General features: G+C 47.1%; 21 protein-coding genes and 1 pseudogene. 4 read left to right on the top strand and 18 right to left on the bottom strand.

The genetic code is table 11. From position 1 onward, the window contains the following. Positions 1-6: 6 nt before the first annotated feature. Positions 7-843: a radical SAM protein gene (locus OWQ48_01135; GenBank protein ID MCY0867825.1), complete on the bottom strand. Its 837-nt coding sequence runs from the start codon at positions 841-843 to the stop codon at positions 7-9. 75 nt (positions 844-918) lie between these two features. Between OWQ48_01135 and OWQ48_01130 the strand changes: the two genes are divergently transcribed. Together OWQ48_01130 and OWQ48_01125 are read left to right on the top strand one after the other, a co-directional pair. Continuing rightward, on the top strand, positions 919-1,824 hold the full coding sequence (locus OWQ48_01130) for an ABC transporter ATP-binding protein (GenBank protein ID MCY0867824.1): 906 nt from the start codon (positions 919-921) through the stop codon (positions 1,822-1,824). After that, on the top strand, positions 1,824-3,467 hold the full coding sequence (locus OWQ48_01125; protein MCY0867823.1) for an ABC transporter permease subunit: 1,644 nt from the start codon (positions 1,824-1,826) through the stop codon (positions 3,465-3,467). The genes OWQ48_01130 and OWQ48_01125 overlap by 1 nt, the downstream gene beginning before the upstream one ends. 250 nt (positions 3,468-3,717) lie before the next feature. Here the strand turns inward: OWQ48_01125 and OWQ48_01120 are convergent, their stop codons facing one another. The 10 genes and pseudogenes from OWQ48_01120 to OWQ48_01075 form a co-directional block, all read right to left on the bottom strand. Further along, complete coding sequence (locus OWQ48_01120) at positions 3,718-4,272, bottom strand: DUF1616 domain-containing protein (GenBank protein ID MCY0867822.1); 555 nt, start codon at positions 4,270-4,272, stop codon at positions 3,718-3,720. 5 nt (positions 4,273-4,277) lie between these two features. Next, positions 4,278-4,763, bottom strand: coding sequence for a DUF1616 domain-containing protein (locus OWQ48_01115; protein MCY0867821.1), 486 nt, complete (start codon positions 4,761-4,763; stop codon positions 4,278-4,280). A gap of 4 nt (positions 4,764-4,767) precedes the next feature. Then, a complete protein-coding gene (locus OWQ48_01110; protein MCY0867820.1) occupies positions 4,768-5,190 on the bottom strand; it encodes a hypothetical protein in 423 nt (140 codons plus the stop codon). Positions 5,191-5,254: 64 nt separating this feature from the next. Further along, positions 5,255-6,799 (bottom strand): DUF58 domain-containing protein, encoded by a 1,545-nt coding sequence (locus tag OWQ48_01105; GenBank protein ID MCY0867819.1) that lies wholly within the window; start codon positions 6,797-6,799, stop codon positions 5,255-5,257. 4 nt (positions 6,800-6,803) lie between these two features. Continuing rightward, on the bottom strand, positions 6,804-7,649 hold the full coding sequence (locus tag OWQ48_01100; GenBank protein MCY0867818.1) for a hypothetical protein: 846 nt from the start codon (positions 7,647-7,649) through the stop codon (positions 6,804-6,806). Beyond that, positions 7,633-9,414, bottom strand: coding sequence for a hypothetical protein (locus tag OWQ48_01095; protein ID MCY0867817.1), 1,782 nt, complete (start codon positions 9,412-9,414; stop codon positions 7,633-7,635). The genes OWQ48_01100 and OWQ48_01095 overlap by 17 nt, the downstream gene beginning before the upstream one ends. Next, positions 9,411-9,665, bottom strand: a complete 255-nt coding sequence (locus OWQ48_01090; protein ID MCY0867816.1) for a hypothetical protein — start codon at positions 9,663-9,665, stop codon at positions 9,411-9,413. Before OWQ48_01090 ends, OWQ48_01095 begins: the two co-directional genes overlap by 4 nt. Positions 9,666-9,667: 2 nt before the next feature. Continuing rightward, positions 9,668-10,396, bottom strand: a complete 729-nt coding sequence (locus tag OWQ48_01085; protein ID MCY0867815.1) for a hypothetical protein — start codon at positions 10,394-10,396, stop codon at positions 9,668-9,670. Beyond that, positions 10,377-11,327 (bottom strand): MoxR family ATPase, encoded by a 951-nt coding sequence (locus OWQ48_01080; protein ID MCY0867814.1) that lies wholly within the window; start codon positions 11,325-11,327, stop codon positions 10,377-10,379. Before OWQ48_01080 ends, OWQ48_01085 begins: the two co-directional genes overlap by 20 nt. Before the next feature lie 116 nt (positions 11,328-11,443). After that, a pseudogene (locus OWQ48_01075) lies at positions 11,444-12,145 on the bottom strand (TIGR00266 family protein). A 34-nt stretch (positions 12,146-12,179) separates the two neighbouring features. Between OWQ48_01075 and OWQ48_01070 the strand changes: the two are divergent. Beyond that, positions 12,180-13,796, top strand: coding sequence for an NAD(P)H-hydrate dehydratase (locus OWQ48_01070; protein MCY0867813.1), 1,617 nt, complete (start codon positions 12,180-12,182; stop codon positions 13,794-13,796). Positions 13,797-13,839: 43 nt separating this feature from the next. Then, positions 13,840-14,955 carry a hypothetical protein gene (locus OWQ48_01065; protein ID MCY0867812.1) on the top strand — a complete coding sequence of 372 codons (1,116 nt, stop codon included), beginning with the start codon at positions 13,840-13,842 and terminating at the stop codon, positions 14,953-14,955. 114 nt (positions 14,956-15,069) lie between these two features. Here the strand turns inward: OWQ48_01065 and OWQ48_01060 are convergent, their stop codons facing one another. From OWQ48_01060 to nikR, 7 genes are all read right to left on the bottom strand, one after another. Next, positions 15,070-15,828, bottom strand: a complete 759-nt coding sequence (locus tag OWQ48_01060) for a hypothetical protein (GenBank protein MCY0867811.1) — start codon at positions 15,826-15,828, stop codon at positions 15,070-15,072. After that, positions 15,825-16,184, bottom strand: coding sequence for a hypothetical protein (locus OWQ48_01055; protein MCY0867810.1), 360 nt, complete (start codon positions 16,182-16,184; stop codon positions 15,825-15,827). Before OWQ48_01055 ends, OWQ48_01060 begins: the two co-directional genes overlap by 4 nt. A 220-nt stretch (positions 16,185-16,404) precedes the next feature. Beyond that, positions 16,405-17,163: an ABC transporter ATP-binding protein gene (locus tag OWQ48_01050; GenBank protein MCY0867809.1), complete on the bottom strand. Its 759-nt coding sequence runs from the start codon at positions 17,161-17,163 to the stop codon at positions 16,405-16,407. After that, positions 17,144-18,133, bottom strand: a complete 990-nt coding sequence (locus OWQ48_01045) for an iron ABC transporter permease (protein ID MCY0867808.1) — start codon at positions 18,131-18,133, stop codon at positions 17,144-17,146. The genes OWQ48_01050 and OWQ48_01045 overlap by 20 nt, the downstream gene beginning before the upstream one ends. A gap of 66 nt (positions 18,134-18,199) precedes the next feature. Further along, positions 18,200-19,345 (bottom strand): ABC transporter substrate-binding protein, encoded by a 1,146-nt coding sequence (locus OWQ48_01040; GenBank protein MCY0867807.1) that lies wholly within the window; start codon positions 19,343-19,345, stop codon positions 18,200-18,202. Position 19,346: 1 nt separating this feature from the next. Next, positions 19,347-20,009 (bottom strand): FmdE family protein, encoded by a 663-nt coding sequence (locus OWQ48_01035; GenBank protein MCY0867806.1) that lies wholly within the window; start codon positions 20,007-20,009, stop codon positions 19,347-19,349. Positions 20,010-20,343: 334 nt separating this feature from the next. Then, complete coding sequence (gene nikR, locus OWQ48_01030) at positions 20,344-20,748, bottom strand: nickel-responsive transcriptional regulator NikR (GenBank protein MCY0867805.1); 405 nt, start codon at positions 20,746-20,748, stop codon at positions 20,344-20,346. Positions 20,749-20,751: the final 3 nt, after the last annotated feature.

The following is a 20,751-nucleotide window of genomic DNA, read 5'->3' as shown; positions in this document are numbered from 1 at the left end:
GTGCTTCTAGTCTACTCCTGTAAGAGCAGTGTATACCTGAGGAGTGTATGCTTTAACATCGAATTTAACTATGCCTCCTGATTCAAGACTTATCTTCAAGGCCTCCCTCAGGAGGCTTCTCTCCCATAATCCATTAGTCTCCCAGCAGACTCTGAATACCTGGAGCCCTATCTCCCTGGCCCTGGAGATCATTCTTCTAGCAGCCATTAAGGCGTGAACAGCATTAGGGGCTGGGTCACCACCGAAGAAGCAGGCGCATGTAGTCTTAGAGTTGACTGCTCCAGCCAGGTCCTCAACACTCATAAAGGGGTATTTCGCTGCAGCATACTTCTTGAACACGTGGTTCTGGCAGTAGAGGCAGTTCAGGTTACATGAGCCGTAGAATACAGCTATATTATAATAGCCGTGCTCACCTAGAGGGCTTAAAGCATACCTCGGATAGCCCTCCCCGGTTATAGCAGGGCATACTGGGAATGCAACACAGTTTGTTGGATGTGGATCATAGTACCAGTCGCCGAGGGCTAGCTCGAAGCTACCTAGAATATTACCTGGAGCCCCTCTACGATTCACTATGAAGCTACAGTACCCTCTACTATCCTCTGGGATCACGCAGCCCCTTCCACAGAACCTGCACTTTAATCCATCAGGGTGTACTGGTGTCTCAGGTGTCAACTGAAGGAGTCTTCTAACCTCTCTATGAGCCTCTAGTACACTACTTTTAACTCTCTCCCAGTGCTTAATTAAGCAGTCCCTGCAGTACCCTATAACACTAGATACAGCCTTACTTCTACCGCAGATACGGCATCTAGCCATGCCTGCACCAATACTGGTAACAGTTTTCACCTCTCTTTAACCCCCAGGTTTAAATAATAGGAGAATAACTCAGTGATCTCTAGAGTAGACCGGTGGAAGCCGTTGATGATCATTGAAAACATCTCGAAAACCTTCGGTAGAACTAGAGCATTATCATATGTATCATTCACCGTCAGCAATAGTGAGATCGTAGGCTACGTAGGCTTGAATGGAGCTGGTAAGACAACCACTATAAGGATTATTGCAGGCGTGCTTAACCCTGACACCGGTAGAGTTGTAGTTGATGGATTCGACGTCTTCAGAGAGAAGAAGAAAGCCTCCGAGAGGATCGGCTGGGTCCCCGAGAAACCTGTATTCGAGGAGGAGCATAAAGCACTAGACTACTTCACGTATCTAGCAGGATACTACGGGGTAAGCCGTAGTGATGCTATTAAACTTGGAAGAGAGCTACTCGATAGAGTCGGTTTAAGCGATGCACTGTACAAGAAGCTCTCAGAGTACTCTCAGGGGATGAAGAAGAGGTTTGCTCTAGCAGTCTCCATGATAAGCGATCCAGCCAACTACGTCTTCGACGAGGTCCTCAATGGACTAGACCCCCAAGGCATACAGTTCTTTAGAGAGCTAACTCGTGAATTCAGGAAGCAGGGTAAGGCAGTCTTATTCTCCTCCCACATACTCAGTGAGGTTGAACAGATAGCTGATAGAGTAGTATTCATCCATAAAGGTAGGATCATAGGAGTTTACACCATGGATGAAGTGAGAAGGCTGGCTAAACCCTCTATAATGATAAGAGTCGCAGAAGAACTCGAGAAAGCCGTTGAAATCGCTAGAAGCTTCGGGGAAGTAAGCGTAGAGAACTCAGTGATACATGTTAAACCTGAGGGAAAAGTAGGCTCGGAGGAAATAGTAGCAGAACTCGTTAGAAAAGGTGTACACGTAAGGGAAGTAAAATACGAGGAAAGAGACCTTGAATCATTCTTCTTCGAGTTAGTGAGAAGAGGTGAAGGATAGTGAAGCCTGTAGTCTACGATTTCAAGCGGCTCTTCATCAGGGCATCCACTCTAATAGCACTTATATTATTCACAGTAGCAGGGGTCGGGCTTGCATACATTACAACGCAGACAGTTGTAACGCGGAACCCGCAGGAGCTATATGGAGGTATAGTACTCTACAGGCTGGATCCATCGAGAGGGGTACTCGAGCTAATACCCGGTGTATACGATCATGATTTGAAGCCGGTTGACGTTAAGATATCAGTCCAAATTCATTCGCTTAAAAATAGCACTGTGATAAATCTAGGTGACTATAGAATTAAAGGTGACACACCTCTAAAACTGGAATTTAATGATACAGTTAAACAGTACTTTACACCACTAGACTCAGCTCTATGGATTAACTACGGAGTGGAAATTGGAGGTTTCACAATCCGAGAGGGGGGTAGACTACTGGAAAGTGCGCCCTTGGTACCTCAAAATAATACGATATCAATGGTGTTCTCAGGTTGTTTTAATCTAGGCTCATATGGTATTGAGGATGCTGGGTACATCATACCAGGTTCAGATGATACAGGAGTAGCTAGAGATACACGCCCATGCTACAGTATAATACCTACGAGTGGGAAAATATACGTTATAGCTGGGGTCGCTAAGATTGTAAAGGAGCCTGTGAGCTTATACTACAATGTGAGCAAGGTACTCTATAATAGTACAGATCAATCTACTGATTCATCCATATATATGAGATATGAGGAAACTATGTGTGGAGTAGACACTAGAAACGTTAGCCTCTGCCAGTTCAAGCTTCTCGGCAGCATAGAGGAAGGGATGAAGATCTACCAGTACACAATCAGTGTTCCCTCAGAGGTTCTCGATGACTCTAAGCTTGTATGTTTAACCATGGTTTATACAGCCGGCAATAGCACCGGCGTTTATCAATACATTTTGAACTTGAGAGGTGCTGCCGAGGTTGTCACAGCGAGTATTATGCAGGCCGGTATAAGCTTGTTCTCAAGCTTCTTTCCTGTTATAATGCTATACCTAGCTTACACATCAATAGCTAAGCCGAAGAGCCAGGGAGCCTTAGAGTTTATTCTAGCAAGGCCTGTCACGAGGACTGATGTATACATTACCCGATATACTGCTGGAGTACTAGTAGCCTTAGTAGCTCCAGCACTACTGGTTGCATCACTATATATCGGTATCCGTGTTCTCCTCCACATCACCCTTTCATCCTCAGACCTGCTGTTAATATACACGGGTCTCGCCGCATCCCTAGTAGCATTCTACACGCTAGTCTACTATGCTGCAGTCGAGTTAAAGGGCAGCCTCTACCTGGCTACTGCTATAGGACTATACGTATTCTTCCTAGTGGTCATTAAGATTATAGGAGTGATCACCTCCATCACAGTGTTCCATGCTACTACACTCGAGGAGTTCACGAGGATCCAGTTGTTGTTCAGCTACTTCAACCCCTTGCAGCTCCTAGATTTAATTACAGCACCCATAACATACAAGAGCGTGGTATACGAAGGCATGGTAAACGTAGTTAGAGAAGTAGTTAAACCAGAGTACATAGCACTAGCGTTCACTGCATGGACTCTCATACCGTTCATACTAGGATTATACAGGTTTAAGAGAAAGGATCTCTCCAGTTAACCTCCATTAACTCCACATGCCCCTACCGCTTTTTACGCTGAGATCCCGCCTATAGAAATTTATTCACCTTACCTTCACAATTCTGCGGGATGAATTCAGAGCGACCGCCAGGCTGACAGCTAAGCTTTCATCCAGGATTAACCTGGCTCGGCTAGAACTCGGCTTCCACAGCCTAGGCGGGTTTCCACGTCGCCTTCACGCGGGAAGCCTGCTTGTCCCCCTACCCCTTGATCTCTAGGGTACTACAGTTTTACACAGCTTCCGCTAGCTTCCTAGTCCTCAGTATACTATACTTCCTGTAAACGGCTGCTGTAGCTACTAGCAGGGTAAAGGATCCCAGGGCTAGTAGCACTGAGTTAAGCCTTATGCCTACTGGTGTATAGTTTAATAGTAGTCCTAGCAGGGGTACTATGGAGAGAGATAATCCTATTGAGAGAGCTGTCCTCTCGAGGGGTGTAAGGCTTTTCTCCTCAGGGTATAGTACTTCAACCAGCGTGTAGCCTGGCGTGAAGAGAACGTAGAGCGATCCTAGGATGTACCTTAAGGGTAGTAGCTGGCTGAACCCAAGGTTCTCGGAGAGGAGGACTACTAGGATTGTGAGCAGTGTTATAGTGAGCGTAGCCCAGTACCACAGCGTGTAGTCTAGTCTGAAGAAGTATTCTACGAGGCTTGCAGGAGGCTCCGGGTCTACTAGTCTAATAGAGCCTCTCGCAACTTCACTGTACACTTCTCTAAGAACCCTCCAGTTAAATCCCCCGCGGTTTTCAATATACTCCTCTAGAGTCATGGATCTCCTGTTACTCAAGGATCTCACCACGATGTTACATTCACGTATAGGTGAACCCATCTACCAGTGTAAACCCATCCCTCCTTGCTGCGCGTCCATAGCTCGAAGACTAGTGCTGTGGTATTAGAGTCGCTTGTAGTATACACTGGTACCTCCACTCTAAAAGTAGTATTGGCATTATTCTCCAGGACACCGCTCCAGTAGCTGAGTGTAGGGAGAGGCGATGGCGTGGTATTTGATGGCAGTTGATCCGGTGTGCTAGCTATCTTGTAACGCACTTGATAGTAGACGGGGCTCCCCAAGTAGTTGCCGATGAATAAGCATAACTCGACTCTAGTATTATTGATCACGGTTTTAGGGTAGCCTCCTATAAGGCAGTCTTTACCCAGGAGTCCAAGAGCTATGAAGGGCTCAGTTTCAACCGGCTTTAAAAGGTATACTAAGCCTACCACTGAGGCTATCACGGAGACTGCTAGTATGACCGCGAAGACTTCTTCGTCGAGTAGCATGGAGCTACCGCCTCACAAGCCACCTCCTCTTAAGCTTAAACCAAGTGTAAATGTAGAAGCGGGGAAGCAGAAAGTATACTGCGAGAGGTATGGAGGCTATAATAGCAGCTTCAACCCCCTTTACAATTAAATTCCCCAGGTACACTGTGTTAGACTCTTCTTCGAGACCCGCTAGCACTCCTTCCGCTTCAGAGAGGAGTCTCTCAGCATCCTCGTATCTGCCTGCATCAATGTATTTTGCAGCTCTATCGAGGAGCGCTATGACTCCACTAACATTAACTCCTTTATCCTCTAGACTGCCGGCTCTAGCTAGGAGGTCGGCGAGCCTCCCCTCTAATACCTCTGTGCTGAGGTCTTGGTAAGCGGGGGATACCTGTATTAATGGTGAGAGCAGTAGTATCACTAGAAGGTAGGGTGTTAAATTCAACTATCCCACCACACATCTCACTATTTCAGCACAGCTGGAATAAAACTCTACCTTACTACTCATTTTAAACTCTTGCAACAATATAACCTCTCTCAGCTAGTATACTGGATAGAATCGAGTACTTTAAGCTGAGAGCATTAGAGTGCACTAGGTGGAATACGCTCTTCTTCCTAACGCCTGCTCGCTCGATGACATTAATTAAAGCGTTAGCGTAGGCTTCATAGTATTCTTCAAGCCCTCTGATGAAGCCCTTTGACTCGCCGAGTGGTATTCCTCTCACTCTCTCCCACGTATCATACGAGTAGAGTGGTGTGACATCCTCCTCGACGAGTAGAGTGTTTAATCCTAGAATTACATCTATCACCTTACCCTTAAAGAGGAAAGCGCCGCTCCTAGGGGTTTTAACGTAGAGGTAGGCGTCTCCACGGATACCTGCATGAGAGAGGAGTATACTGTATGTTGCCTGGAGTAGGAGGTCTAGTTCCATAGGGCTCACAGATGTTAGATCAGAGATAACAGTGACCTCGCCTCCACCCCCAGCCCCCTCTTCTTCACTGCTCCTAGAGTACTGTTTAACGTAGAGCTTCTCTACATCCTCGCGCACCATAGACCTCTTCCAGTATATGAGGTGAGGAGGGTCACCCGGCTGATAGTCTCGCAGGCCAATGTACTCGCCTCGGTAGGCTTTAACCGCGCTCTCAATGCTTTCAACAAGCCTTCTAGGAACTAGTAGAACAGCCTCTAGGATCCTCCCAGCTGAATCCTTTGTCGTCATCCCCCCGCTAATTCCTCCACTCTGTGCTCCACTAGAGATACCTCTAGCACTACTTGCAGCTAATACTACTCTGTAAACACTCGGTGATTTAAGATACGTGGAGTAGCGTTTAAGCACGGCTTCAGCTCTCTCCAGGATCTCAGCGACCCCGGGTACCACAGTGTAGTCTATGGTGTAGGGTCCGTGAGTGATTGATGCAAGCCCTCTGAGATCGCTGAGCCTGACTTCTACTCTAAGCTTATGGTGGCCTAGAATACCTGCTTTAATGATACGTGTCTCCTCGAAGCTGCTGTCTCTAATACCTGAGCTGGCAGTCCTGCCATCTAGGATAATACTGTACTTGAAGCGGCCTTTACACTCTACACGGGTATTCAGTGCTAGCCCTCCACCTAGACGCACAATGCTCTCAGAAGTACTCACCTTTACACTTGAATGACTCAGCCTTAAACCCTCTCTCACAGAGGCTGCCAGCGTAGCCAGCAGGATTACAACTGGTGCTATAAGCGACCTCAGGTTAAGCAAGTAGAGTGGCGTGAAGGCTAGAAGCGACACTAGAATCTTACGTGGAAAATCCTCTCTTGTATACAGCTTAAAGTAGTACAAGTAGCCTAGTAGCAGTACAGTAATAGATGCTACTTGGATAGTCAAGCTACCTTCAAGTATAATCGCTAGTAGAGTATACGCGTATGCTGAAATATAGACTAGGTGAGTAGAACCGGGTAACGCTAGCATCATTACGGCTAGCAGAGATACAGCTAGAGTGTAGTCTCTGCTTGAAAACACCACCAGTAGTACTCCGAGAGCTTCAGCAGCTAGTACAAGCAGCCTCCTCAAGGCTTCACCTCTCGTACAAGTAGTACAGTATCAATGCTAGAATAACCACCATAGCCACTACATAGAGGGGGGAGAAAGAACTCCCCCGCAGCATGCTCCTCAAGTATTCAACAGGGTCTCTGAAAACCTCGCTCTCATCAATTACGATGTATCTCCCTGCTGAAATACAATTAAGGAATCCAGTGTTATATTCCAGTACACTGTTGGCGAGAAGCCACGGCGTCGAGAACACTATGATGGAGCCTTCGCCAACCGGGATTCTAACACCCAGCGGAGAAGGTTGAATAGGCTCATCTAGGTCATAGAAGCTGTTGCCATTGGAATCCACGTATGAGAGAGGGCTACTCCACGCAGCCACCTCTACTCTACTCTCACGGGCCACCTCGAATACTGCAGGCTCGGGGAGAACGAGGGTAGCTTTACACAGAGTTGAGTTAGCTAGTACTAGGCTCTTGTCGCCTGCATTGAAGATAGGGTCGTACACGCTGCCTCCCAACACGATATTCAAGCCTAGGTGCTCGATGAGACTAGCAAGCATCTCTCTTGATCCATAGGCTAGAACTATGCCACCTCTCGCAGCGTATGCTTGTAGCTCGCTAACCTCTCCTTCGGTTAAAGCCCTCATTCGACTCACAATGAGAATTGACCCTTCTGCATCTACTCCACTAAGCTGGAGTAGACTCGAGACCCATCTAGTGTTCTCTAGTGAAGCTAGCTTCGAGTACCCGTTTCCACCTGTATTGTATATGCTGTAGGGTTTGCTCGACGGGATTACAGTTAGCAATACTATCCCTGTAGTCAATGCTAGCAGTAGTGTTACGAGGATTACAGGACTACTTCCTCCGCGCATTAACTACACCTCGGTAGAGCTTCTCGGCTTCAGGGAGGCTGGGCTTCCTCGTTGAGTACATGTCGCGTTCAGCTAAGTACATGAGTCTCTCAACGATCTCTTTAACCAGGCTTCTAGAGATAGCTGGGGAAACAGCACTTGAGTAGTGCTCTCTTAGTGTTTCAGGCGGGTAGGGTAGACGGGCTCCTAGTTTTGCAACAACATCATAGTAGAGCCTAGCTATCCTCGAGCCTAATCCTAGAGCATAGGGTTTCAGTATACCCTGATACTCTTTGAGTCCCGTGGGCCTAAGCCTGCTCGTCTTCCTCTTCACCCGGGTTAAAACTGTAAGAGCTCCCTGCATCACGTCCGCCACGCGTCTACGAAGCAGGATTCCTGAGACCAGTATTGTGGAGGCTGCAGCTGCCAGTGACATTGTATTAACTACAATGATGTTCTTCTCCAGAACTGGTGTTCTCGCTGTGTAAGCCTCGACTACAACTCTAATCACTACTGTGTTGAAAGGCAGGTAGCCTGCATGCATGCTCAGCGTGGTGGAGCCGGCTAACAGGCCGTTAAACAGTACTAGGTCTCCTGCATAAACTGTCACGTTAACTGGCTTATCCTCCTCGTTTACGAGAGTAAACCCTAGAGAGCCGAGTAGTGTGAATACGGGTGAATCTACCTGTAGGCTTATTCTAGGTATAGGTACCTGGTTAAAGCCGAGCGAGACACTAGTGCATGCAGGTAGAGTTTTTGCAGTAGCCTCCACGCAGAGCCTTAATGTAACCACCTGGTTTAGAGGCCTCTCTATACTCACCTCTAGCTCGTTTAATCCGGGTTTAAGTGTTATGTTAGCTACTCGCTCCCCGTTAATCTCGAGGAGTCCAGTATACTCTTGATCCGATGCTACTTGAACTCTGAGTAGACCTCTTGCAGCATCAATTACTGAAGCGTTTAATGTAATCTCCGGCGTGTAGTATCTAGCCTCGAGTATCCTGGAGACTCTTACTGTTCTCCCGGCGGCATCCAATTCTACTGTTAACACGAGCTTAAGCACCCCGCTCCTCACATCCCTGGTAAGCCCTTTCTCGTAGAGCTCTTTAGCTGAAGGTATCTCTAGTAGCACTCTATTCTCTATGCTACTGAAGATGGATCTCTCTACGAGTATTAGTGAAGGCCAGGTATACACGCTGAGAAACCTTGGAGTGTAGTTTCCACCTGCGGCTCTCAGCTCCACGTATACCTTCTCGCCAGGCTCGTAGTAGTCTCTAGGAGGGGATACACCGACTTCTATTACACCACTGTATACCTCAGTTAGAATCTCCAGGATCCCGCTGAGCTTGCTCTCCATGCTCTCCAGCTCCAAGTTTATTCTCTCGATGAGCTTGCTAGCCGAGCTACGGTCGCGTGAGCATGAAGCCAGGGTCTCCGCATACCCTCTTATAGATGTTAAACCCTGGACGACACCAGCGATCTTATAGTAGAGGCTTGAAGCATTGAGTACTCCAACTGGACTCGCAACCTCACCTACGACATCATAGTAGCCTAGTATTGTAGTCCATGTATCCCTGTAGAATTGAAGCTGAGGCATAGTAGCGTTAGCCATATACCAGGCTATAATTGAACCCTGAGGATCCAGCCCCGTAGCATAGTTAAGCGTCTTCTCGAGAACTGCAAGATGGTAGAGGCAGTCAACCTCGCTGTTAGCAGCCAGAGCGCCTGGCGACACGGCAGCAACTAGAGTTAGAGAAACTAAGAGGAGCAGGGCTCTACGCTGCCTCAAGGTGAAAGCACCTCGTAGACCCTGTAGGCTACAATAGCCATGAAAACAGTGAAGAGTATAATCGTGAGTAATCGACCCCGTGCCAGCGTGGAGGGGATAGGCTTGAGAATCGAGTATAAAAGCAGGTAGACGAGGATGTTGACTGCTAGGTATGTTGTAGCCCTCTTCTCACCTAGAAGGTATAGCCAGAGCCCGCCTAGCTCCACTAGCCCTGTGTAAAGCAGGAGGAATAAGTCGAGACGGCCCGCCACGCCTAACCCTCCCCTTTAAGCTCTAACCCACCACTGACTCTCACTGTTAGAACAGTACTTCTCGGTGAATCCTGTTTCTCAACGAGCTCTACTATCCTAGAGCCTGTGATCCTCGCTAGAACTGCAAGCGGGATGAGTACAGCTGGATTAACCGGGTACCCTGTGTAGCCTGCAAGAAGTGGTGAAACACCAATAACATGGATTCTGAGGAGGCCGCCTTCACTTTCAACTCTCACACTCCTGCATAAACCTAGCTCTTCAACTAGCACTGCGTTTAATGCCTCTTCAATGGCGTCATTAGACTCTCCTATGGCAGCCGGCACCTCTACGGGAACACTCACTGGTATAGCGTAGTAGGGGACTCCAGATGCAAAGCCAACACCTGGGTCAACGGTATCAGTGCACGCTATCTTACTGTATACTAGTGCAATATGGCTTCCTTTATCGATGGCGCAGAGCTTAGCGTCGAGTAGGTCTAAGTCTTCAAGCACGACTGTAGAGCCTGATACAATCATCCTAGTGTAGAAGTAGAGTGCTTCAAGTGATTCTCCTCGAGGAGCCGTCCCTAATACTACTAGTACCCCGCCGACAACACCGGTTGATAAAGCAATACCTAGAAGCCCTGTATCACTAATGCTAGTACTATAGAGTGCTAGTATTACAGATACAACTACAACGCTGAGCCCGAGCAGCAGGAACCCGCTCTCCACGCTACTTTGGAACCGGGACATTCTCGAGGGCCTCCCTAATGATAGCGTCTACTGTAACCCCTTCAATCTCATGCTCTCTTCTAAGCCAGACTCTATGTGCAATCACGTAGGGTAGAAGCCATTTTACATCATCTGGGATAACATAGTCTCTACCATTCATTAAGGCTAGCACTCTACTAATCCTCAGCAAGCTCACAGTAGCACGATGCGAGGGGCCGAGTGCAACAGAAGGATGGCTTCTCACATAGTTTACAAGTCTAACCATGTAGTCCATAACATGGTTCTCCACATGGACTAGCTCTTGGAGAACCCTCGCAGTCTCCTCAACCTCCCTGGGTGTTGTGACCTGCTCTACCGGGAGGGTAAGTATGACATCAGACCTGGAAATTATCTCGAATTCCTCCTCCATCGAGCCATAGTAGCTTTGAGCAGCAACAGCAAACCTGTCTGCAAGCGTCTCCATGAGCTGGTATGCACCGGTAGCGTGCTTAACGGGAACCTGAGTTGCTATAACCAGCAGGGGGCGCGGTAGCTGGTATGTGACGCCATCTATTGTAACATGGTACTCCTGCATAGCTTCTAGTAGTGCAGCCTGAGATCTAGTCGGCGTTCTATTGATCTCATCGAAAAGCAGGATATTAGTGAAAACAGGGCCCTGGACAAGCACTCTCTCTCCTCCAGGCCTGTATATGTGGAAGCCTAGAATATCACTTGGTAGAATATCAGGGTGCCCTTGTACCCTCCTATAGACTCCACCAATAGCTCTGGCGAGAGCCTTAGCTAGAAGAGTTTTACCAGTCCCAGGGTACCCCTCGATCAGCAGGTGCCCGCCTGAGAAGAGGGTTGCAACAGCGAGCTTGACGAGCTCGCTTTTACCAACATAGACCTTGGATACAGCTCTAATAACACTGTTAATTCTGTCTACAGCTTGATCAAGGCTGAGCTTCTCCAACTCGCTTGCACCCTAAAATACTGTCCAGCTAGACTAAGCTTAAGTATGCATCCATTAATAAGATTGATGGGATAGAGGTCTTATCGGAGCTCTCAACGCAGTCTGCTATTTTAAGCTCATCGTGTTCTTATAGAGAGGCTAGCTCCACTTCTCCGCGGGAGGAATCTTAGTAGCGCTTCAGCGAATGCTGGTAGAGTTCTTGTTTGAACCCACAGCCTCCCAGGTCCTTCAACCTCTACGACGAGGCCTTCCCCGCCGAGGATCGTTGACTTCAAGCCTCCGAAAGTCTTAATTCTCCATTTAAGTGATGGATCCATGGCTACGAAGTGGAAGTTGTCGACTGTAGCCTTCTCTCCTGGTTTAAGCGTGACTTCTTCTATAGCACCGTAGGAGTTTATGAAGACTACTCCATGCCCGGTAAGCTTGAGCCAGAAGAGTTCTCCTTCAGCTAGAACTCCTTTAAGTCCTCTCCATGCTACACTAACTTCTAGGCTGCCTGCATGCGCTAGTTAGCTTGTATCCTGCACTATTAGCTCGCCTTCAACTCTTACAGCTTTTATATCTCCAGGTGTCTCGGGCGCTATCCACACCTCAGCCTGGGATCTAGCTGTTATAGTATTGAAGAATAGTGATTCACCTCCTGCTAGGAGCCTTGCTATAGCTGATGTTAAACCCAGCGTGCTCGTCTTGACTTCAATATCGCCTCGATACATCATGTAGGAGCCTGGCTCGGCGACTATTGATTCACCCGGCTGGAGGAGTACTTTCAGAACGCTGTACGCGGGTGAATACTCAACCCTGTACTCCAAGTCTTCCACCGTATCGTGGTATGAAACGCTGTAATTTAAGCTTTTGAGCCCGCGTAGAGTAGTTGTCACCGTGGTGTATATGTTGAAGGTGTGTAGTGTTGAAGAAGTAAGATGGATTGACAGTGAGGCATCCCACTACGGTTTAAGCAGTATCCTCTTGATGGAGGAGGCTGCTAGTGCTATCTACACTGTTATCCTAAGAGAGTATGGTGTAGAAGGGAGGAGGTTTACAGTTGTAGCCGGGACAGGGAATAACGGCGGGGATGCTCTAGCTACTGCTAGAAGACTACATGCAGCTGGAGGTGTGGTTGAAGTCTTCGTGGTAGGGGATCCTGAGAGGATGACTGAGGCATCTCGATTCAACCACGAGCTACTCGTCAAGCTGGGAGTACCGGTTAAACACATCACGTCACCAGGAGACCTCAACGAGCTCGCAGAGTCTACTCGTAGAGCCGACGTAATTCTTGTAGGATTAATAGGGGTAGGCTTGAAGGGGGAGGTTTCAGGGATTCATAGAATGGTGGTCGAGCTGGTAAACTCGGCTGGAAAGCCAGTTGTAAGCGTTGATATCCCGTCTGGAGTGAACGGGGATAACGGCTTAGTTAAAGGTGTTGCAGTCAAGTCTACTGTAACAGTTGCTTTAGGATTACTCAAGTATGGTAACGTGCTCTACCCAGGATACTACTACGCTGGCAAGCTCTACGTTTCAATATTATCCTACCCGAGGAGCCTTATTGAATCAGTTAGAGTGGAGCTTAACACTCCTGTTAAGCCGCCCGAGAGGGTTAGATGGGGGCATAAAGGCTTCTTCGGGAAGCTTTTAGCGGTTGCTGGAGCCAGATACTACTATGGAGCTCCATACTACGTTGCGCAATCCTTCCTTAAGACGGGAGGTGGGTACTCTAGGCTAGCAGCCCCTAAGAGTATTATACCTTCTATAGCCTCAAGGGCCCCTGGAGTAGTATATATTCCATTAGAGGAGACGAGTGAAGGCTCCATTGCATTCTCCAGCATGGAGAAGATACTAGAAGCCGTGGAGAAACATGATATCGATATACTCGTGGTGGGACCCGGGGTATCATTAAACGAGGAGACACAGGAGCTGGTAAGAAGGCTTGTTGAAGCTGTAGACAGGCCTATTATAGTCGACGGCGACGGCTTAACAGCTGTCTCCAGGAATCTAGATATTATTAAATCCAGGAGGCATCCAACCATACTCACACCCCACCCAGCTGAGTTCTCAAGGCTCACAGGGAAACCCTTAAACGAGATACAGGAGGATCCTGTTAGAAACGTTAGAAGAGCATGCATGGAGCTTAACTCTTACATAGTCTTCAAGGGAGCTCACAGCATTATATGCTACCCTGATGGAAGAGCATTCATAAATATGACTGGGAACCCGGGGATGGCTAAGGCTGGTAGTGGAGACGTGCTCTCAGGGACTATAGCAGGAGTCTACGGTGCTGGATTGAGAGATCCAGGGTTAGCTACGAGAATAGGAGTCCTCATCCACGGGCTTGCAGGAGACCTAGCAGCAGAGGATGTCGGGGAGGACGGCGTGACACCAGACTTAATAATGGAGTACCTGCCTAAAGCCATGAGGATACTAAGAGAGAACCCGGAGTACATTACTAGGAGATACATGCCTATACAAGTCTAACTCTATTTTAAACCCCCTGCTCCTGAAGCCTGTGGTGGCGTGAGTGGAGTTAAAGCTTAACTATACTGTTAAGTCACTAGTAGATGTCTCACAGCAGCTCGAGAACGCGGGTTTAAACCCCTGGAGTACCAGTGCCGAGCTATCCCGCTACGACTTCGAGTCAATAGTCTACAGTGGAGTAGAGCACCCGAGGGTGACACCCTACGGCTCAGATAGCGGCACCTGGAGGAGGATTAATAATAGTGGAGGCTGCATAGCCTGGTTTAACGGGCTTCGTGTAGCCGCAGCCGGGAAAAACTATAGTATCACAGCTAGGGGGGAAGAGTACTATGCATCAAGGATTGCCGTGGGGAGTACTATAGGAGCACTCATAGTAGCATTCTACACAGGCAGGTATACATCTATAGCCTACTCTACTACTCGAAGTATTAGGGTTGTCGAGGATGCCTATAAAGGTATTCCAGTGGAGTGCTCCGCGGGCTTTAAGCTCTTTGCCTGCACGTTTAGAGATGGAAGAAGCCTAGTTATCTCTGAGAGCGAGCTCTGGGATCTAGGAGTACCTGCTAGAGCTATAGCCCTCCTCTGGGATAACTCAGCTCTAGTAGAGTCTAGTGGCTGGCTGGTGAAAACACGGCGCGGTGAAATAAAGCCTATTACCCTCGCTGAAGGCGTGTTCGCAGGCTTCAGTGGACAACAGCCCCTCTTCACTAAAAACAACCTGCTGGTTGCCCTTGAGGGTTCAAGCCTAGTTGAGATAGCAGGAGTTGAAAGCGGATTAGCCACAGGCTTCGGGAGCATAATAGTTATTGATAAAGGCAGGGTTCTAGAAGTCCTCAACCAGGATGGAGAGCAAGAGGCAGTACTAGAGAAGAGTAGCGATACTAGATGCTGGGCGTCTAGAAGCGGGATCCTCTGCTGCAGGGGAGCCTTCTGCGGCCTAGTAGAGCCTGGAGAAAGCTACTTGAAGCTTGAAGACATTAGAGGGGAGCCAAGAGACATCGTTGTCAAGGCTGCAATCCCAGTATGGGTTAACGGAGCCCCCATAAGAGGGGATAGTGCTATCATGCATCTAGGTGAATGCAGAGTACAGTCCTGCCGGTTGAAGGTAAGCCATCTCCTCGGGGACCTCCACTTAGAAACCCTGCTCGTAGACTCCTAGCCGAGTAACAGTGACGAGGGGTAGAAGACATGCTTCTAGTATCCTGGGAAAGCAAGGCTAATTAAACTCGGCTACAGGTAGCATTAGAGCGTGTAGTAGGTAGGTGAACTCGTGTTAGAGAGAAGATATAGTGATTACTACCTCGGCGAATCCCCCAGCCTGCGGGAGTACCGTCCCGTAGATTTGAACTCCGCTTGTAAACCTCGCGTTCAAAGGAATGTAGAGTGAGGATATCTGGGCAGGCGTAAACAACCCGAACCTGCCGACCACTACTGGAGCAGTATTCACCTGCACGCCGTCCACTAGTATCCGCGTTATGTTGACCCCCGTGTAGTAAGAGTAGATTGTAACACCCTGGATCACTCCACTCCCATTATACTCGAATAAAACGGATTCACGGGGAGTGTACTCTGGGTATACCACGTGAACCCTAGTGCTAGTGAATCCACTATAATCTCGAGTTAGAGTCTGCTCTAGAGGACTCCACGTGATGAAGCTTCCTCTCTCAGTGTAAACTCCTATGAAGGCGGCTCCCTGCGAGACTGCTGAAGCCACCTGACCTGGGAGAAAGTATTCTACGGTTTCACCAGGCTGGAGTCTTATACTAGTGTTATTCTCGAATAGTATGCCGGTGGCATCATAGACTAGGATGTCTCTCACCACCAGGCTTGTAGTAGAAGTAAGCTTTAATCTCTCACCTTCCATCTCCAAGTATACCTTCTCGCTTCTCCTAGCTGAATCAGAAGCAATCGTACTGCTTAACTCGCCTGTAGCCTTTAATGAATAGTTTACTAGTGCCGCGTAGACTCCTACCCCGGCTACTACTAGGAGTGATAGTAGTAGAACCCCGTAGACTTCAATTAAACTCTTCAACCAGTAATCACCTCTCCCTCCACAACAACCCCGTCAACCACCATGTAGACCGGGGGTGCTAGGTTAAGGCGGAGAATACAGGTTCTCGATACAGTGAGATCACAGTAGTCTAGTAGATTAAATTCAACGCCCTGTGAATCATATAGTAGCAATTGCTGCGGTGGTCTTTCAACATAGATGAGAATCTTGAATCCATTGTTATCCCTTAAGAGGTAGAGTACACCATGATTGTATGGAGTACTAGTATACTCTGTAATCCTAGCTCTAGATACAGCCTCGCTAGCCACGTAGACTATAGCAGGAGCTACAGCCAGCAGTATAAGTATAGATGCAACAATATTACTTACACTCCTCATCCAGGCACCCCCTGGGAACCCTCTCTTAAAGAGGAGTTTAATAGCGAGCCTGGTACTAGCTCTAGGCTGTGAGCAGCTGTCAAGCCTAACAGCACGTGGCTCTCATACTATCTCTACACTCCACTCACCGCTACAGGGCTTAGAGCACCACTCAATCAGGTTTTAAAGTATATAAGGTATGATGACTTATCAAGGGTGTTAAGCTAATACAGTAAGCATTCTACTCTACGACTACTATACTCTTTAAATCTCGAATTACGTGGACACGGACCCCGTAGACACTATATATATTCTCAGGGGTGAGTACCTCGTCCGGGCTTCCAGCTGCATATATTGCTCCATTCTTCATAATTAGGATTTTATCAGAGTATTTGTAGGCGTGTGTAAGGTCGTGTAGTGCCATGATAACCAATATATTCTTGGATCTCGCTAGCTTCACTATTAACTTCAATATCTCGATTTGATAGTATGGGTCAAGGTTAGCTGTTGGCTCGTCTAGCAGTAGGATTTGCGGGTTAGCTGCAAGAGCTCTTGCTATTAATGCTCTCTGGAATTCCCCTCCACTGAGCTCTGTAATACTCCTTGATAGTTTATCAGAGAGTTGAACTACTTTAATTGCCTCTAGTACAGCATCTCTATCCATCTTGGTTGGAGTGAAAGCTATATACGGCTTCCTGCCAGTCATGACGAAATCATATACTGTTAGTGGCTGTATTACATTAAGTCTTTGTGGAACATAGCCGATAAGTTTTGCAACTTCAAGTCGTTTAAAATCCTGCAGGTTTTTACCGTCAACGTAAACCGAGCCCTGCTGGGGTTTTAGTATACCATCTATAACTTTAAGCAGAGTAGTCTTCCCTGAAGCGTTAGGGCCGACAACAGATAGAACCTCGCCTTTACATACCTCGAAGGTTATATTGCTGAGAACCTTGAAGCTCCTGTACCAGAATTCAACGTTATTAATCTTTAGGTACACCATGCTTACCGCCGACAAGAAGCACTATGAGAAGGGGAACACCGATAATTGTTGTTGTTATGCCAACCGGCAGGACTACTCCGGGAATTACACTCCTCCCTACGATATCAGCGGCCAGTAAGACTATAGACCCTAAAATAGCTGATGCCGGTAGGCTTTTTCTTGCAGACCAGCCAGTGCAGAGCCTGGCCATGTGTCCTGCTAGAAGCCCCACGAAACCTATAACTCCAGTAAAGGAGACGGCTACCGCGGTTGCTAAGGCGACTGCAAGTATTGATACAACTCTGAATATCTTTGGATTTACGCCACTTGAAGATGCTATATCATCTCCAAGAGATATGAGGTCTAGATCGATAGATTTAGCGGTGAAAGCAAGTAGCAAAATGAATGCTACAGCTGTTAACCCCCAGATTTCTACCCATGATGTCCTACCTACATCACCGAAGGTCCAGAAAACTAAGGCGGCTACAGCTATCTCGTTAAAGAATAAGTACTGTAGTAGTGAAAGTACAGCTTGAACAGCAAAGGACATGACGGCAGAAACAAGCAGTATGGAGTATACGGAGAGCCCTACGGCATATGCTAGTAGAAGAATTAATAGAGCTTGCATGGCTGAGAAAGTGAATGCTAGAATGCATACCGTGTAGGGGTTCTCAATAATTAATGTGGCAGTAGCTGCTGTGCGTGATCCAATCATCGAGCCGCCCTGCAATAACATGATTGCTATACCAGCACCTAGTGCTGCCGCGCTCTGAATTCCCAGTGTATAAGGTGATGCTAATGGATTGCGTAGAAGATATTGTAGAATAGTACCGCAAGCACCTAGAATAGCCCCTACAACTATGCACGTAGCAGCCCTCCTTAATCTTAAATCCACAACGATTTTCACAATCTTATCGCTACTCCCTAAAACAATAGTCTTCAGGGAGTCTAGTGGCTTTAGAGAATACGAGCCAATTGAAACCGATATCAAAAATAACATGAACATTACTGTAAATAAAGAAACATAGGTGATGAAGACCCTGTTCACCTGGACCCCCTAACTCGAGAAGAGATCTGATATATTCCTGTACCCCTCATACCCGCCCTTCAGGAAGAGATCATATATTGGTTTGCCTACGAACACCCTGAATATTTCATCTGCCTTCTCGGCTGGGTCGATATCTGCAAACCTTTCTGGGTAGAGCACTTTACCTATGTAGTAACTATTCGCCAGAGCCACTGCGATATTGCAGTGATAGTAGTTGTAGGGTAGGAGCCCGTACACTCTTCCCTCTCTGAATGCTTTAAGGCTTAGATACTTTGATGGCTCCTTCTTAAAGTCTGGTAGTATTACAGGTTTGAGGCTATTCTCATCGATGAATATTACATCAGGCTGCTCCTTAAGTAGAGTTTCAAATTGTAGGGATAGAAGCCCTTGTGTTTTAGCGTAAGCATCAGATATGCTCTGAGTCTTCAACCATACGAGCGGTGGGTATGGTGATTGCGTGGCTGTAAACGGCTGGAGACCTCTAGCTGAAACTCCTCCAACATATACTTTAACTGCTGTTGTGTTTAAACCTTCAACTCTGCGGCTTAAATCAGCGAGCAACGACCTGGTGTATGCTATTAGTTGCTGCGCTCTCTCCTCTCGGTTTAAAGCTTTACCGAGAATCTCTATTGCTTTATAGAATAGCTCGAGATCAGGTGATGTAGCTGGAGTGTAATCTAAAACTATTACAGTTGCATTTATTCTCATTTGCAGCTCGTCGGGGTTGTAGAAGGACAGGTAGGCTGTATGCATGATTACTAGCTCCGGCTTCACGGATAATATGAGCTCGGGATCCGGTGGGTTACCAGGCCCCCCGGGACCAATTTCAGGTAGCTCCTCGATTTTCTCCTTTATAGCCATAGCGTAGTCTCTTCCAACAACACCCCAGGTTTTCTCTGCTTTCTCAACACCGACAACCAGGTCTACTGCGTTAAGATATACGATGAGGCGGAGCATCCCAGGCCCGATTGCTACAATCCTCGATATATTTCTCGGCAGGGTTAGAGTTCTATTCGCAAAATCAGTTATCGACACGTATTCAGTTTGTGCAGGAGGCTTTTCTCCTAAACCACTCTGTACTTGCGGATATAGCAGGTAGGCTACAGTTACACTAAGAACTACAACTATGATTAATGCTATGGCAAGCTTCTTCATTTTATTCACCATTCAGCTTCACTATTCCTCTCCCAATAACAGCATAGTATGGTTTTCCAGCACACCTCAGGCAATAGTCTCTTCCAGAAATACGGACAGCTCTACTTGCCATCACGAGTTCACCGCACTTACAGCACCGTACATTTCCAAATATTGGCGCCCGCTCGATCGGCTGAACCTTAACCCGCTCAATTTTAAATTCGCTTTTAGGTATCTCAAGCATTTTATAGCCGATTTCCTCCCACATTTTTAAGAGGAGCTTTCTCTCCTCCTCCGATCCACTTCTTTTTACAACAACTTTATCGAAGAGCTCAAGCGCGCTCTTAGGGAAATAACGTTCCTTAAGTCTCTCTGCATCAATGTAAACTCTCACTCCATCCCAGCTACCCCTCTTCACTAGAGTAACTGCATTCTTACCTAGATCGAAGTATATCAGGCTATTATTACCGAAAGTACAGCCTGTCACCACCTGAACACCATCTGCAAAACAATTGTTACACTCCACTATAGCCAGCAAGTCCTCTTCAATACTTTCATAAACCCCCAGCTTTTTAACACCGAGATGTTCCATAGCTAGTATTGAAGCCCTTGCGCCAAGAACAAGAAAGGGACATATATGACCATGGAAATCTCTTAGTTTCTCAATTAAGACCTCCTTATTCACTTCTCCCACCTAGTATTACTTTTCCATGAAAAAGTAATACCAGAGGATAAGAGTTTATAAGTTTTTCGGCTAGCATTCAACGAGGGGGTTTTCCGCGGGCTCATGGAATGCTAACAACACTCTCAGTTCAAAACAAGCAAAACTAAGAGGAGCCTCTCGCGGTAGCAAGACACGACGATCAATTCGTTCGTTAAAAACAAGCAAAACTAAGAGGATTGTATCCTCGAACTCGGCGAATACACCAGCAAGGTAAGTTAAAACAAGCAAAACTAAGAGGTTTACTCTTCCACTACCTGTACATCGGGTTGTTCCTTCAAGTTTAAAACAAGCAAAACTAGGGGAGGGGGAATACGGTTAGTTTTAGTTGTTTTACTCCTTTTTCTTTCATTAGTTTTCTAGCTAAGTTCTGGATGACTTCTGCTTCACCTATAACAGCTACTACTTCAAAGCAGTTTCGTTCATCTATGTGAATGTGTATTGTTGACTTAATTACATTGGTGTACTCGTGTTGTATGTCTGTTAGTGTATCTTTCACTCTCTTGTGGTCGTAGAGCATGAGGATGGCGCCAGCTACTACTTCTTTTCCACGTTTCACTGCGTACTCCGATAGAAAGTTCTGCATGGCGAGCTGGATTGCTCTTGAACGCTTGTAGCCCATGCTCTTAACAAATTCATCGAAGTCTCTTAGTAGTTTAGGTGGTACCGAGACACTAAATCTCTTCACGTTTTCCCTCTTCATAGT

Origin of the sequence: Desulfurococcus sp., assembly GCA_026626905.1 — an archaeon.
Classification (GTDB): domain Archaea; phylum Thermoproteota; class Thermoprotei_A; order Sulfolobales; family Desulfurococcaceae; genus Desulfurococcus.
The sequence above is the reverse complement of the archived record's forward strand: the minus strand, read 5'-3'. Positions and strand labels throughout refer to the sequence as shown.

Coding starts and splice junctions, on each gene's coding strand:
- OWQ48_01130 (MCY0867824.1), top strand. CDS start 919: ATGATCATTGAAAACATCTCGAAAACCTTCGGTAGAACTAGAGCATTA.
- OWQ48_01115 (MCY0867821.1), bottom strand. CDS start 4,763: ATGCTACTCGACGAAGAAGTCTTCGCGGTCATACTAGCAGTCTCCGTG.
- OWQ48_01100 (MCY0867818.1), bottom strand. CDS start 7,649: ATGCGCGGAGGAAGTAGTCCTGTAATCCTCGTAACACTACTGCTAGCA.
- OWQ48_01085 (MCY0867815.1), bottom strand. CDS start 10,396: ATGTCCCGGTTCCAAAGTAGCGTGGAGAGCGGGTTCCTGCTGCTCGGG.
- OWQ48_01055 (MCY0867810.1), bottom strand. CDS start 16,184: ATGAGGAGTGTAAGTAATATTGTTGCATCTATACTTATACTGCTGGCT.
- OWQ48_01050 (MCY0867809.1), bottom strand. CDS start 17,163: ATGGTGTACCTAAAGATTAATAACGTTGAATTCTGGTACAGGAGCTTC.
- OWQ48_01040 (MCY0867807.1), bottom strand. CDS start 19,345: ATGAAGAAGCTTGCCATAGCATTAATCATAGTTGTAGTTCTTAGTGTA.
- nikR (MCY0867805.1), bottom strand. CDS start 20,748: ATGAAGAGGGAAAACGTGAAGAGATTTAGTGTCTCGGTACCACCTAAA.